Consider the following 12,352-nt stretch of genomic DNA (forward strand, 5'->3'; position numbering starts at 1 on the left):
TTTGTTTTGTAGCTACATCATAATCCGAATCCATGTCATTGTCATTGTGCATAGTAGCTAAAAATATCCTATATTCCTTGCATAATCCGCACAATCATATATTTACACCCCGCTGCATAGATGATATATTGTGTCATATAATCTAACATAAAAAGCATTGGCGGTGTGGTTATGCTCCTAAAAGAACTTTTATCTCTCCCGGTATATGCGAATGCAAAAATACTTGCCGGACATGATGGCATGACAAATAGCGTCCAATCAGTCAACATCATGGACGCTCCAGATATTATTAACTATTTGAAACCGCAGGAATTGCTTCTCACGACCGGTTATGCGATGAAGGATCAACCAGAGGCTCTGCTCTCACTCGTCAAAAGCATGGCTGAGTTCGGATGTGCCGGCCTAGCGATTAAGACCAAACGTTTTTTGCAGGAGGTGCCAAGCGACGTGCTTCAGTGTGCGGAAAAGCTGCATTTCCCGATTATCGAGCTGTCTCTGGCGCATTCGCTGGGTGATATATGCAACGATTCGCTTAGCCATATTTTAGAGAAGCGCACGGATGAGCTGCATTATGCATTGACGACACATAAACAGTTTTCACAAATGATCATGCAGGGCAAAAGCACCGTCGACGTCATCGAAGCGTTGTCGCTTCTTATCGACTCCCCGGTTATGCTGATCAATCCACATGGCGGACTTCTACATCGTTCAAACGCTATGACAACGGATTTGTATGTTGCATTGTCGTCCGATCTTCAAGCAGAGCTGATCTCACCCTCGTTGCACAGCTCTTACAGCATCCCATTTACTTCTCAAGCTTTCATTGGCGCACCTTTTACAGCCGTTGAGCTGTACCCCATTGTTACCTTTCAACTAGAAGGATTGTTGGTCGCTTTGACGAGCGACAGCAGCAAACACTTCAGCAACTTAACGAAACATGCAATGGAACAAGCCGCCAACGTTATCGGACTTGAGCTTATCAAGAAGCAAGCGGTCAAAGAGCGGTCGCGGCGTTATAAAAATGAGTTTTTCTCCGACTTTGTTGATGGCCTCATTACCTCTGAGCAAGAGCTTATTCATCGCAGCAAAAACTATGATTTGTTGAATCATCCCGTTTACGTCAGCATTGTCGCCAAGCGCGATACCTCTTTTGATTCTTTTCGTCCGCCCAGCGCACTCGAATCCGATGGCCGCTTTATATCCGAGCGCGACCGCCATTACAATGTGCTGAAAAGCGAATTTTCGAAGCTTGATTTGCGTTTTGTACTTTTTACGAAAAACGAATACTTCTGCTTCCTTATCGCGCTTAAGGCAAATCAAGATGCTGCCAAAGGCACCGAAGATAAGTTTTTAGGGCAGCTGAAGCAAATGGTGCTTTGCCTAAGCGAGCAGCACGGCATCCCCATCTCGATTGGCATCGGGAATCCAGTATCACAGCTTACACATGTCCCTTTATCCTATAAGGAAGCGATCGAAGCTCTCCAAACAGGTTACGACGCGCGAAAGAAGCAGTTTGTTCAACCTTACCGTGCCAAAGATTTCAGCAACTTGCTGCGGATGATCCCGAAGGAGGAGCTCAAGGAATATTACGAGGAGACGTTCAAGGATTTATTAAGCATTGAAGGCAAGGAGCGCAGCGATTTAATGAAGACGCTCAGCACTTTCTACGATACGCATTGTCAGCTTGCCGAAACGGCAAAGCAGCTGTTCGTGCATCGCAACACCGTCACCTATCGCCTCGAAAAATGCGAAAGGCTCACCGGCCGCGATTTGCGCGATCCCGTGGAGAGCCTTCGCTTCCGCACCGCATTTTCGATGCAGTTGATGTTCATGACAGACTAAGTGCAAACTTGAGCACTGGACTCGTATTACTTTCCACGCTGTAAGAGCATATTTGTGCTTACCAGCAAGTTTTTAAGCTGCCTCGTATGCCAAATGCACCTAATAAGCATATATATGTGCTTATTAGGTGCTAACTCTGGCACTTAGGTGCTGCAAGAGCATCCGCGCCCTTAAAGCGGTTAGTCGAGCTTGCCCACCGCACCGCTCTACCTAACCCCGCGCTTCGCCTTTTTACAGTTCAGCTTGTAGGTTTTTCCGTACGCCTTGCCGTAGCGTACGATTTTACGAAGCATCGATTGGTCGTCAAGCAGCAAGAACGGGCATGGATCAGGCAGCGTATTAACTTCAAGTATCCATGGCTTAAGCTCGCGATCAAGCGCAAGATCAACACCTAATTCCTTAATGCCGGGATACGTCTGGTGGAGCTTCATCGCGGTGAGAACGCCAAGCTTATCCATCCCATTCAACATTCGCCGCCTCACTGGTGCACTCATATATCGCTTCAGCAAATACCCCGTTGGATAGATTGTCCCTCCCTGACTGCCATTCGTTACAATTTTCCGAGGATGAGCTACCCTGCCCAAAGTTCCCGTCGCCTCCCAAACCCCGTGCGGAGACTGCTGCACCACGAGCCTTATATCAAACGGACGCCCCTTATGCCTCAGCAAGCGAATCCCTTTTTGCACTAGGTAAGCCTTCCTTTTCGAATCTCTCAAAATAGAGCGATAAGCCGCTTTATAGGTGAAAAAAGCCAATCTTTTCTCGCCAAGCTGGTACGAATAGGGCCGAAAACCCTCCTCGTCAAGCTCTACCCTCATCACACCTCTTCCCTGTCCACCTCTGATCGGCTTTACATACACCATCCCCCACTGTTTCAACATTTTACGCAGGCTCTTCCTTGTCATCATCTCCGCTTCCGGCAAATGATTCTTTAACACCGAGTCGCGTCTCATCACTTCCGATTTGGCCCACTTATCCGCAACCGTACGACGATGTTTTTTCATAAACGATATAGCAGCCACCCTCTCTCTCGCAAAATACTACTGCCTCATAATTCACTCTTATTAGCATACGAAGCTTGAACGAAATGGATGTAGGCGTTTGTCCCCATAATCAGAACCTAGAGGCACAAACGACATATGCTTAATTAACGCATTCATTCGAGATATTTGTCCTACAGGAGGCTCAACACCAAATGTCACCAATAACTCTGCTTCATCCGCATATCAAGCGAATCGTCCAGCATCACCCCTGGTACAACACCCTTCTTCAACAGGATGGAATAGATCCGCAAGTTTGCCAGTTGTCTGATCTTCCGCTCATCACGTCGGACATTTTGGAGCAGCATTATTTTACGGGGAGAGCTCGAGAAGAGGAAGGTTTGTCCGTTTACAGAACCTCAGGCACTTCATCAGGCGTTCGTAAGGCGATTTATTATTCAAAGGAAGATGACGAGAGTTATATCGATGCAAAAACAGCCTGCTTTCAGGATTGGCTGACCGCCAGCGCCAGTACAGCCAGTACTGACGCTGAGCCTCCCGTTCCTATTCGCAGAGCATTAGCCGACATGGGTACAGGGCATGCAGCAAATACAGCGCTGACCATCTTTGACCGGCTTGGCTTGGAAGCGGACTCCCTGTCGTTTTCGCTCCCGATTGAAGAGCATATTGCGAGGCTGGAATCTTATCGGCCAGAGCTTCTTTATACGATGCCGTCGATTTTGGATGCTATCGTCTCTCACGCGGAGGAACCAAAGCAGTTTGGCATCAAAAAAATAATAGTGGTCGGCGAAATCGCCCCGCTCCAGTGGCAGCACAACATGGCCGAACGGTTTGGAATCGAGCCGCAGCATATTTTAGACACGTATGGCTCGATTGAAGTTGGAGCGATCGCCTCCTATTCACATGAGCTTGGGCTATATGTTATCGCTGATGGCATCTATGCCGAGGCAATACCGGCGGAGCAAATCGACGACAGCTTTGAACCGCTGAAAGAGAACGAAGCCGTTCTCGTATTGACCTCTTTTGTACGTTCATTGTTCCCTGCCATGAGATATGTCACCTACGACGTCGTGCGTGATTTTCAAACCATCTGCATAGACGGCAAGCAGCGGCAATGCTTCAGCTGTATCTCCAAGCGAATCGGTACAGATCTGAAGCATGGGGAAAAAATCAGCCTATACGATATCGAAAGTGTCGTGCACCAATACATCCATGACGCTCAGCTTCGAGTAAGGCTCCGCGAGAATAAGCTGCATGTTCATATTCAAAGCAAATCGCTGAAAGATGAAATGCTTGTCCATATTAAGCATGCTATCGAGCATAAAATTGGGGACATTGGACAAATGATTCAAAATCGCATGCTTAAGGGCATTACGGTAACACGCGCAGCGGAAAATGAACAACTTGAACGCGGGACGGTGAAATCCAAAAAAATTTATTTTTAAGGGGTGCTGGCCTTTGGAGAGAAATTTGTTGTCCATCATCGGGAATACGCCGCTTGTTCAGCTCTCGAAGCTGTTTGCGAACGATCGCGGCATTAAAGTATTCGCAAAGCTTGAATTGCTAAACCCGGGAGGCAGCGCGAAAGACCGCTCCGCCGCCCGTATTATTAATAGAGCATGGGATGAAGGCTTGATCGGGCCCGGCTCCGTCATCATTGAGTCCAGCTCAGGGAATATGGCAATTAGTCTCGCTGCCATCAGCTCCTATCTCGGCATGAAATTCGTAAGCGTCATTGATCCGAAGGCGACGCAGCAAAATATCCGCATCATGCGTGCTTATGGCGCAGAGATCGAACTGGTTGAAGAGCCTGATATTGAGACAGGTGAGTTTCTGCCCGCAAGGTTAAATCGAGTACAGCAATTATTAGAGCGCATTCCCAATAGCTTCTGGCCGAATCAATATGCGAATAAAAACAACTATTTGTCTCACTATGAAGGTACGATGCACGAAATTGTTGAAGAGCTGGGCCATGTCGATTTTGTTGTCGGCGGCGTCAGCACCTGCGGCACCATGTTAGGCTGCTCGCAATATGTGCGCGAGCATAAGCTATCTACGAAAGTGGTAGCTGTCGATGCGGCAGGCAGCGTTATTTTCGGAGGAGTGAACGGCAACCGCCTCTTCCCAGGACTTGGAACAGGAATCATACCGCCCTTTGCCCAGACGAGGTTTATGGATCAAGCTATAAAGGTAGCCGATAAAGATATGGTCGATGGCTGCAGACTGCTCGTTGCGCAGGAATCAATTTTGGCAGGACCTTCCTCTGGCGCGATTATCCATGCCTTAAAATCGATCGAGCACGAGCTTCCAGATGATGCCATATGCGTCGTTATTATACATGATCGCGGAGAGCGATACATGGATACTGTATTCAACGATGAGTGGGTAAAGCAGCAATTCGGCTGAATTCGCTCTGAAATCCAGCACACTCCCTAATCCAAAAACGAGAGGAACATGACCGTGCTATATCTCGGCGATGAACATATTCGCACGATCGGATTGCACTGGGAAGAGCTTGTTGACAGCATAGAGGTTGCGGTGCAAATTATCGATTCAGGCGATTATGCACAGCCGATAAAGCCCTACCTGCGTTACCGCAATCCAGCTAATCGTATCATAGCTATGCCGGCTTACATCGGCGGATCGGTAAAGACTGCCGGCATGAAGTGGATCGCCAGCTTCCCAGGCAATATCGACGCCGGTTTGCCAAGGGCACACAGCGTCACACTGCTCAACAACGCAGAAACAGGCATTCCTTACGCCATGCTGGGCACCCCGCTGCCGAGCGCTGCCCGGACAGCTGCAGTCAGCGGTTTATTCATCCGTCATTATCTAAAAACACGTACCGCATCAAAACGCTTAAAGGTTGGAATCCTCGGCTTCGGGCCTGTAGGCCGCCTTCATTATGATATGTGCTGCCGCTTATTCGGGGAGCATTTAGAGGATATACAGGTGTATGATATACGCGGATGCGAGCTGGATAACCCTGACCTCCCTGCTGTGGACGCTGCACTGCGCCATCGTACGCGTCTCGCCAGCAGCTGGCAGCAGTTATATAACGAGTGCAATCTCATTATTAATTGCACAGTAAGCTCTCAGCGTTATATCGATACTCCTCCCGCTGAAGGCACTCTTTTGCTCGATGTTTCTTTACGGGATTATACAGCAGCAGCTATAAGCGGCATTAACGCGATTATCGTCGACGATTGGAATGAGGTTTGCCGCGAAAACACTGACATTGAGCTGCTGCATCTTGAGAGCGGCTTAACAGAAGCACAAACCAGCTCCCTAACCGATGTGATTTGCCGCGGAGCGCTTGCCAGCATCTCCGATTCGGAGCCTATATTATTTTGTCCGATGGGCATGGCCGTGTTTGATATGGCGATAGCCGATTATTTCGTCCAGCGAGCGCAAGCGCTTGGAATCGGTCTGCAACTCAAATAATGCCCCCAGCGGCAAAATGGCTATATGTCGCTTCTCAGGTATACTAAAAAGGATGACACCAGCGTTACGCATGGCATCATCCTTCTTTTGTTGGTGCTATGATGTGATATGAGGCAAGCCTGCTCTGATTAAGCAGATTGACCAAGTCGATTGACTGGAAATGAATATACCTTCGAACGCTCTCCAGCCTCAGCTGCTTCTTCGCTAGCTTTCTTCGCATTGGTCAGCTCCATAAACCAAGCCTCGTCCCATGTATCTAAAGCTAAGTCAATTGCATTTTGAAAAACCTGCGCATCATTTATAGTAATTTCGGATACGTTTTTGAGCCATGATGAACGAACGGCTACAGTTTTCCCTATAACCTCTACGTTATCAGACTTTACAACGCTCACGGTTACAAATCCTTGCAAAATATCGATGGTTTCGACAAAACCATGAATGAGCTCGCCATCTTTTGTTTTACCTTGTACCCAATCGCTTATGTTGAATTTCATCTCCAAACACCACCTATCCCTAATAGTAAGAATACCCCGTTAACTGTAACTTTTTTTGGTACACTTGCTTTAAAAAAGTAGACGTTTCTTTTATGATTAAGCTACGTCCTATTGGTGACTTCCATACTGTAAGTTTAATAATTACAGTTACCTTTGTCAAGTTGTTCATGAGAAATGGACGTTTTGGCTTTAACGCCCAGCTTCCCACTACAATAATATGCGGTTTAGCTCCAGCCCCAGAAGAACCCGTCTCTCTCCCAAGCGGCCTTTCCCTTATGGAGCTTACGGAACATTTTTTTCACTTCTTTGTCGATTGAAGCGTTGCCGTGCTCATTCACATATATAAACGATTCGCCAAAATGGCTTTTTATATGCTCAACTGCGGCGCTTTGATGCAAAATCCCTTTTTCCTTCAATTCGTTCAGCATCCATTCTGCAACCTCATTAGCAGTATGCGACATCGCTCTCACTCCTTCATTAAATAAACGCTGTAACTATAGCACACTTCATCCTCCCTCTACAATATAAGAAGCCGCTGTGCGCATTGACAGTGTATTGTCCATTCCTCTATATTATATTTATCACAATTTAATTTTGTTAAACTTAGAACATTAGCTCATTGCCTTTTAAACAAACAAATTCACCTTCCCACGGAGGACAACAACATGGACAGCAACGAAATTTTAAAACTGGACAATCAAATATGCTTCGCTTTCTATGCCTGCTCTCGCGAGATTACTAAGCTGTATCGCCCAATGCTCGAGAAGATCGACCTTACCTACACGCAATACGTTACAATGCTCGCCCTATGGGAGCAGGACCATGTCACGGTAACCGCGCTTGGCAATAAGCTTTATCTGGACTCAGGCACGTTGACCCCGCTTCTTAAGAAGCTGGAGGCTGCAGGACATATTACGCGTACGCGTGACCGCAACGATGAACGCAGCGTACTCGTGGAACTCACAGAGCAAGGCCGAGCGTTAAAGGAACAAGCCGTCGACATTCCTCATCAGCTCGCATGCAAGCTTGACGGTACACCTGAAGAAGGTGCTGCATTGCTGGAACAAATGCATCAGTTCCTAGACCGAATACAGCAAGGATCAGCTAGAGCATAACGGAAAAAGACAGCTGCCCATTACTTATTCTGATGTTCTGAAGGGAGCAAGCCATGACATTATCTACGGTTAGGCGATTTGGCCAAACGAGTTTGCAGTTATCTCCGCTTGGCCTTGGCTGCTGGCAATTCAGCAATGGCAAAGGGCTCGTCGGAAAGTTTTGGCCCGCTCTGAAGGGTGAAATCATTAATGATATCGTAAAAACAAGCTACGAAGGCGGCATTAACTGGTTTGACACCGCTGAAATTTATGGAAACGGCCAATCCGAGCAGCTGCTCGCCAGCGCTTTGCACGAAGCCTTGCCAGCAGAGGATAAGGTCTATATTGCGACCAAGTGGTGGCCGGCAATGCGTACCGCCAGCAACATTGGCCGTACAATTGATGTGAGAATTAAACAGCTTGAGGGGCGTACAATCGACCTCTATCAGGTGCACCAGCCTTTCTCCTTCTCTTCAGTGGGCAGTGAGATGAAGGAAATGGCGAAGCTGGCCGCTGCCGGAAAAATCAAAAATATAGGTGTAAGCAATTTCTCCGCTAAACAAATGCGCGAGGCCGATCGCGTTCTACGGGAGCATGGCTTGCAGCTCGCCTCCAATCAAGTAAAATACAGCCTGCTTGACCGCCGCATCGAGAAAAATGGCATTCTCGAGACGGCGCAAGAACTCGGTTGTGCAATCATTGCTTATTCTCCGCTTGAACAGGGTATATTAAGCGGGAAGTTTCATCATGATCCTTCTCTGATCAAAGCCATTAGCGGCCCGCGCAAATGGAGCTCCGCTTTTCAAGCAAACGGCCTAAAACGTTCTAAACCGCTTATTGATTCGCTTGAACAGGTAGCTGCTCGTTATGAGGCTACTGCAACACAAATCGCGTTAAATTGGCTCATCCATGCTCATGGAGATACTGTATTCGCGATTCCCGGAGCATCAAAAATTCACCACGCCGAGCAAAACGTGAAAGCTATGCGTTTTAAGCTGACAATAGATGAAATTAACGAAATTAGCGAAGCTTCAGCACTTGCAGCTCGCTAATCCAGCCTATCGATTCAAAGCAAGGAATGCAGGGTATATAAGTACATGTAACCTCATTCTAGCTTAGATACGAGAGGAGAACTCCCCTATGACGACAGCCATTGGAGTATTTGACAAAGAAGAAGGTGTCTTGGAAGCGATCAAACGGTTTCAAGCAGCGAGAACAAATAGACATAATCTTAGAATCGTTCTGAAGAACAAGGAATCGGCTCCGCTTCTTGTTTCCGATTCAAGCATCCCTATTGAGGAAGTTTATGAAATTCGAGAAGCGCAAGAGGTGAACCAATCCGGAACAATCACTCCGCTTAGCGCCGCTCCATTTGCAGCAGGTTCAGGTTATACCGCTGGAAGCACTGGCATAAGCGGCGGCCCTACCGGCATAGCCGCAGGCGCTGTGAAGCTTGATAATGAGCCTGATACTAAAGACGTGCTCCATGATATTGGCATAGAAGACAAATTCATCGAACCGTGCAAAGAAGCTATCGATCAAGGCTACTACTTGCTAGTGGCTGACACCGATAACGAAGCCGCAGCAGGAGCCTTGCTACTTCAGTCGGGTGCATATAAAGTTCTTTATTAAAAGCAAGCCAGAGGCTGTCCCTAGCAAATAGGGGCGGCCTCTTATTCATTTACAGACCAATAAAAGCAGCCTCTGGCTATAAGCTAACTCACCTCTATTTATTTCATTTGACACCCCTATATAGATTGAGTACAATTAAATTATAAAAAATATAAAATCGGTTGATGGAGGTTGTTCCTATGTCCTTGTACAATATTGAAGTAAAGACCATTAGAGGCGAAAATCAGACTCTAGCCCCTTATAAAGGCAAGGTCATGCTCATCGTGAATACAGCTACCAAATGCGGCTTCGCCCCGCAGTTCAAAGGACTTCAAAAACTTCATGACACCTATAATAAACAAGGCTTTTCTGTACTAGGCTTCCCCTCCTCGCAATTCGCCAATCAAGAGCTTAGCGATGACAGCAAGGTTGCAGAAGCATGCGAAATCAATTTCGGAGTATCGTTCCCTTTATTCTCCAAAGTGGATGTAAACGGCAGCACTGCGCACCCTTTATTCCAACACTTGACGAATGAAGCGCGCGGCTTCCTCGGCACAAGGTCGATCAAATGGAATTTCACCAAATTTCTTGTCGACCAGAACGGCAAGGTATTAAAGCGCTTTGGATCAAAGGATACGCCTGAGAAAATCGAACGATATGTACAGAAGCTGCTGTAAAGCTCTGTTTAGGTCTTAACCGCTTCAGTTAATATATCCCGCAAATAAAGAAGCCTTCTTCCCCACTCAGAGCGTGGATAAGAAAGCTTCTTTTTTAATTGCCGCAATATTCGCGCTACTGCTGCGAGCATGAAAAATCAATCGGATGATCACTTCTTTTAGCGATTAACCACTACCTTTGTCAGCCGTGCAGGAGAGCATGTTTTCGGCACGAATAACTCTAGTAATTAATAAGCGAGGTGATGACAATGGCGTTGTTAAAAACCAAAGAAGCCGCTCAGCTTCTTGCTGTCAGTGAAACAACAGTCAGACGTTGGATATCCCAGTTCCCCTCTTCTTTCGGCAAGGATACGCTCGGTCACTATACCTTTGATGAGACGGCTCTTCAAAACCTGCAGCTGATTAAGCAAAAATTGGAGGAAGGGGGCAGTCTGCAAGACATTAACCTTTCTCCCGTTCCGCAAGATCTGCAGGCATCCGCACCTGTATACGAGGATCGCGAGGAACTGCTCCATCGACTGAGCCGTCTGGAAGCTTCCCTATCCCAGAAAGCGGATGAAGTCGTCACTTACCAGCTGCTGAGCCACCGGCAGGAGCTCGACGAACTTAGGCTCGTTCTGACTCAGCTAACCGCAAGCATGGACGCACTGCAATACCCTCAGCAGCATATTGCCGCCGCATCGCTCCCAGCAAAGGATCGCACCAAACGACGTAAGCTGTTCAGCATCCTATTCCCTTTCCTATAACGACTAATCCTCTAGCTCTCGTAATGTCTCATGACGGGCAGCCAAGTTAAAGAAAACGAGTACAACTTGGCTGCTCCAATATCAAACTATTTAACTTATCGATCCTCATCCACTTACCTTTTCTAAAATATAAATGGCTTCGTCGACACTCATTTCCCTTTCGACCCGCTCCTCCATATCCTTCAAGCGTACTAAGCCCGCCTTCCATTCCGCCTCTCCCACCAGAAGAGCGTAACGTATGCCGCTGTTCGCTACCGATGCAAGTATATTTTTCAGCTTTCGACCGCTAGAATCGAGCTTCACTCGAATGCCACTCGCACGCAGCTCCGCTGCGGTTTGCAGCAGTTCTGCCGCCGTAACGCTTACGGGAATGAGCACTACGTTAACCGACGCCTTCGCTGCAGCTGCGTAACGTTCTTCAAGCAAAGCCATAATTGACTCCATTCCAAATGACAAGCCGACCGCTGCGTACTCAGCATCATCCCTGCCTATAAGCTGTCCAATAATGGCATCATACCGACCGCCGCCGCCAAGGCTCGATGCGAAGCCGTTCGAAGCATCAAATATTTCATAAACCGTACCTGTATAGAAAGATAACCCGCGTGAGAGAAAAGGGTCAAACACGCAAACATACTCTAGTCCAAGCTTGCGCAAAATATCACGAACCTCGATTACTTCCTGCGCCCCAGCACTATATTGCAGGTCATATTTATCTATCAACGTCTCTAGCGTAGGCTCCTCCAGCTCCATCAACTCTAAAATCGCAGCGATGACCCCGTCAGCCAAACCCTTCTCAGCAAGCTCCGCCTTCACACTGTCTATTCCGATTTTTGCGAGCTTATCCAAAGTCAGCATAACCGACAACGAATCCTCTCCCTGGACGCCAATTGCTGCAAGCATTTCGCCAAGAAACCGCCTATTATTCCATTTCAATTGGATATCCAGCTCTAGGGTGCGAAACACATCGACAGCCAGCTGCATCAATTCCACCTCAGCTTCCGGCCCCTTCACCCCAACAACATCCACATCACATTGCAAAAATTCTCGCAGCCGCCCGCGTTTAACGGGACCATCACGGAATACCTTCCCCATTTCATATCGCTTGAAAGGCAATTCAATACTTGGATTTAATGCCATCACCTTGGCAAAAGGGATCGTCAAATCATAGCGCAAGCCTAATCGTCGTTTTCGCTGATCTGTAAGCTGGTACATTTCCTTAACAATCTCATCGCCGCCTGCATATTTGGATGTCAAGAAAGCAAGATCAGTCAGCTCGGTAGACACCATCTCATCAAAGTCATACAGCTCAAACTTTTCCCGCAGAGTCTCCTGAATCTTTCTTCTAAGCGCTTGCTCCCTGCCGTAATAATCATAGGTTCCCTTTACATTTTGCATCACGATCATTCCTCTCACTGCATTATTGGAATAAAAAAAACGCGCAGG

13 protein-coding genes are annotated in these 12,352 nt (G+C 47.4%); 9 read left to right on the forward strand and 4 right to left on the reverse strand.

Annotated elements, in window-relative coordinates:
* Nucleotides 1-171: 171 nt before the first annotated feature.
* Complete coding sequence (locus AB4Z45_RS17895; protein ID WP_441910585.1) at nucleotides 172-1,842, forward strand: PucR family transcriptional regulator; 1,671 nt, start codon at nucleotides 172-174, stop codon at nucleotides 1,840-1,842.
* A gap of 206 nt (nucleotides 1,843-2,048) precedes the next feature.
* On the opposite strand, the gene AB4Z45_RS17900 is transcribed toward AB4Z45_RS17895, so the two are convergent.
* Nucleotides 2,049-2,846 carry a YheC/YheD family protein gene (locus AB4Z45_RS17900; protein WP_441910586.1) on the reverse strand — a complete coding sequence of 266 codons (798 nt, stop codon included), beginning with the start codon at nucleotides 2,844-2,846 and terminating at the stop codon, nucleotides 2,049-2,051.
* Nucleotides 2,847-3,037: 191 nt separating this feature from the next.
* On the opposite strand from AB4Z45_RS17900, the gene AB4Z45_RS17905 reads away from it, so the two are divergent.
* The 3 genes from AB4Z45_RS17905 to AB4Z45_RS17915 are packed head-to-tail and all read left to right on the forward strand — an operon-like array spanning nucleotide 3,038 to nucleotide 6,287.
* Nucleotides 3,038-4,288, forward strand: coding sequence for a hypothetical protein (locus tag AB4Z45_RS17905; protein ID WP_441910587.1), 1,251 nt, complete (start codon nucleotides 3,038-3,040; stop codon nucleotides 4,286-4,288).
* A 13-nt stretch (nucleotides 4,289-4,301) separates the two neighbouring features.
* Nucleotides 4,302-5,249 (forward strand): 2,3-diaminopropionate biosynthesis protein SbnA, encoded by a 948-nt coding sequence (gene sbnA / locus AB4Z45_RS17910; RefSeq protein ID WP_441910588.1) that lies wholly within the window; start codon nucleotides 4,302-4,304, stop codon nucleotides 5,247-5,249.
* A gap of 48 nt (nucleotides 5,250-5,297) precedes the next feature.
* Nucleotides 5,298-6,287 (forward strand): 2,3-diaminopropionate biosynthesis protein SbnB, encoded by a 990-nt coding sequence (locus AB4Z45_RS17915; RefSeq protein WP_441910589.1) that lies wholly within the window; start codon nucleotides 5,298-5,300, stop codon nucleotides 6,285-6,287.
* Between the two features lie 128 nt (nucleotides 6,288-6,415).
* Here AB4Z45_RS17915 and AB4Z45_RS17920 read toward each other — a convergent pair whose 3' ends face one another.
* On the reverse strand, nucleotides 6,416-6,781 hold the full coding sequence (locus AB4Z45_RS17920) for an IDEAL domain-containing protein (RefSeq protein WP_076268500.1): 366 nt from the start codon (nucleotides 6,779-6,781) through the stop codon (nucleotides 6,416-6,418).
* 224 nt (nucleotides 6,782-7,005) lie between these two features.
* Nucleotides 7,006-7,242 carry a DUF6953 family protein gene (locus AB4Z45_RS17925; protein ID WP_441910590.1) on the reverse strand — a complete coding sequence of 79 codons (237 nt, stop codon included), beginning with the start codon at nucleotides 7,240-7,242 and terminating at the stop codon, nucleotides 7,006-7,008.
* Nucleotides 7,243-7,446: 204 nt separating this feature from the next.
* On the opposite strand from AB4Z45_RS17925, the gene AB4Z45_RS17930 reads away from it, so the two are divergent.
* The 5 genes from AB4Z45_RS17930 (at nucleotide 7,447) to AB4Z45_RS17950 (ending at nucleotide 10,909) form a co-directional block, all read left to right on the forward strand.
* A complete protein-coding gene (locus tag AB4Z45_RS17930) occupies nucleotides 7,447-7,896 on the forward strand; it encodes a MarR family winged helix-turn-helix transcriptional regulator (protein ID WP_076268501.1) in 450 nt (149 codons plus the stop codon).
* A gap of 53 nt (nucleotides 7,897-7,949) precedes the next feature.
* Entirely contained in the window at nucleotides 7,950-8,927 is a 978-nt protein-coding gene (locus tag AB4Z45_RS17935; protein WP_441910591.1) for an aldo/keto reductase, read from the forward strand.
* A gap of 88 nt (nucleotides 8,928-9,015) precedes the next feature.
* The gene (locus tag AB4Z45_RS17940; RefSeq protein WP_441910592.1) at nucleotides 9,016-9,507 is read left to right on the forward strand and encodes a hypothetical protein; all 492 of its coding nucleotides are present in this window, start codon (nucleotides 9,016-9,018) and stop codon (nucleotides 9,505-9,507) included.
* A 179-nt stretch (nucleotides 9,508-9,686) separates the two neighbouring features.
* Nucleotides 9,687-10,163: a glutathione peroxidase gene (locus AB4Z45_RS17945; RefSeq protein ID WP_339206340.1), complete on the forward strand. Its 477-nt coding sequence runs from the start codon at nucleotides 9,687-9,689 to the stop codon at nucleotides 10,161-10,163.
* A gap of 248 nt (nucleotides 10,164-10,411) precedes the next feature.
* Nucleotides 10,412-10,909 (forward strand): MerR family transcriptional regulator, encoded by a 498-nt coding sequence (locus AB4Z45_RS17950; protein ID WP_441910593.1) that lies wholly within the window; start codon nucleotides 10,412-10,414, stop codon nucleotides 10,907-10,909.
* 105 nt (nucleotides 10,910-11,014) lie between these two features.
* On the opposite strand, the gene AB4Z45_RS17955 is transcribed toward AB4Z45_RS17950, so the two are convergent.
* Nucleotides 11,015-12,304, reverse strand: a complete 1,290-nt coding sequence (locus tag AB4Z45_RS17955; protein ID WP_441910645.1) for a histidine--tRNA ligase — start codon at nucleotides 12,302-12,304, stop codon at nucleotides 11,015-11,017.
* Nucleotides 12,305-12,352 lie beyond the last annotated feature (48 nt).

It is taken from the genome of Paenibacillus sp. MCAF9, assembly GCF_052114265.1.
Taxonomy (GTDB): Bacteria; Bacillota; Bacilli; order Paenibacillales; family Paenibacillaceae; genus Pristimantibacillus.

Coding starts and splice junctions, on each gene's coding strand:
- AB4Z45_RS17915 (WP_441910589.1), top strand. CDS start 5,298: ATGACCGTGCTATATCTCGGCGATGAACATATTCGCACGATCGGATTG.
- AB4Z45_RS17905 (WP_441910587.1), top strand. CDS start 3,038: ATGTCACCAATAACTCTGCTTCATCCGCATATCAAGCGAATCGTCCAG.
- AB4Z45_RS17900 (WP_441910586.1), bottom strand. CDS start 2,846: ATGAAAAAACATCGTCGTACGGTTGCGGATAAGTGGGCCAAATCGGAA.
- AB4Z45_RS17920 (WP_076268500.1), bottom strand. CDS start 6,781: ATGAAATTCAACATAAGCGATTGGGTACAAGGTAAAACAAAAGATGGC.
- AB4Z45_RS17950 (WP_441910593.1), top strand. CDS start 10,412: ATGGCGTTGTTAAAAACCAAAGAAGCCGCTCAGCTTCTTGCTGTCAGT.
- AB4Z45_RS17945 (WP_339206340.1), top strand. CDS start 9,687: ATGTCCTTGTACAATATTGAAGTAAAGACCATTAGAGGCGAAAATCAG.
- AB4Z45_RS17940 (WP_441910592.1), top strand. CDS start 9,016: ATGACGACAGCCATTGGAGTATTTGACAAAGAAGAAGGTGTCTTGGAA.
- AB4Z45_RS17925 (WP_441910590.1), bottom strand. CDS start 7,242: ATGTCGCATACTGCTAATGAGGTTGCAGAATGGATGCTGAACGAATTG.
- AB4Z45_RS17955 (WP_441910645.1), bottom strand. CDS start 12,304: ATGCAAAATGTAAAGGGAACCTATGATTATTACGGCAGGGAGCAAGCG.
- AB4Z45_RS17935 (WP_441910591.1), top strand. CDS start 7,950: ATGACATTATCTACGGTTAGGCGATTTGGCCAAACGAGTTTGCAGTTA.
- AB4Z45_RS17895 (WP_441910585.1), top strand. CDS start 172: ATGCTCCTAAAAGAACTTTTATCTCTCCCGGTATATGCGAATGCAAAA.
- AB4Z45_RS17930 (WP_076268501.1), top strand. CDS start 7,447: ATGGACAGCAACGAAATTTTAAAACTGGACAATCAAATATGCTTCGCT.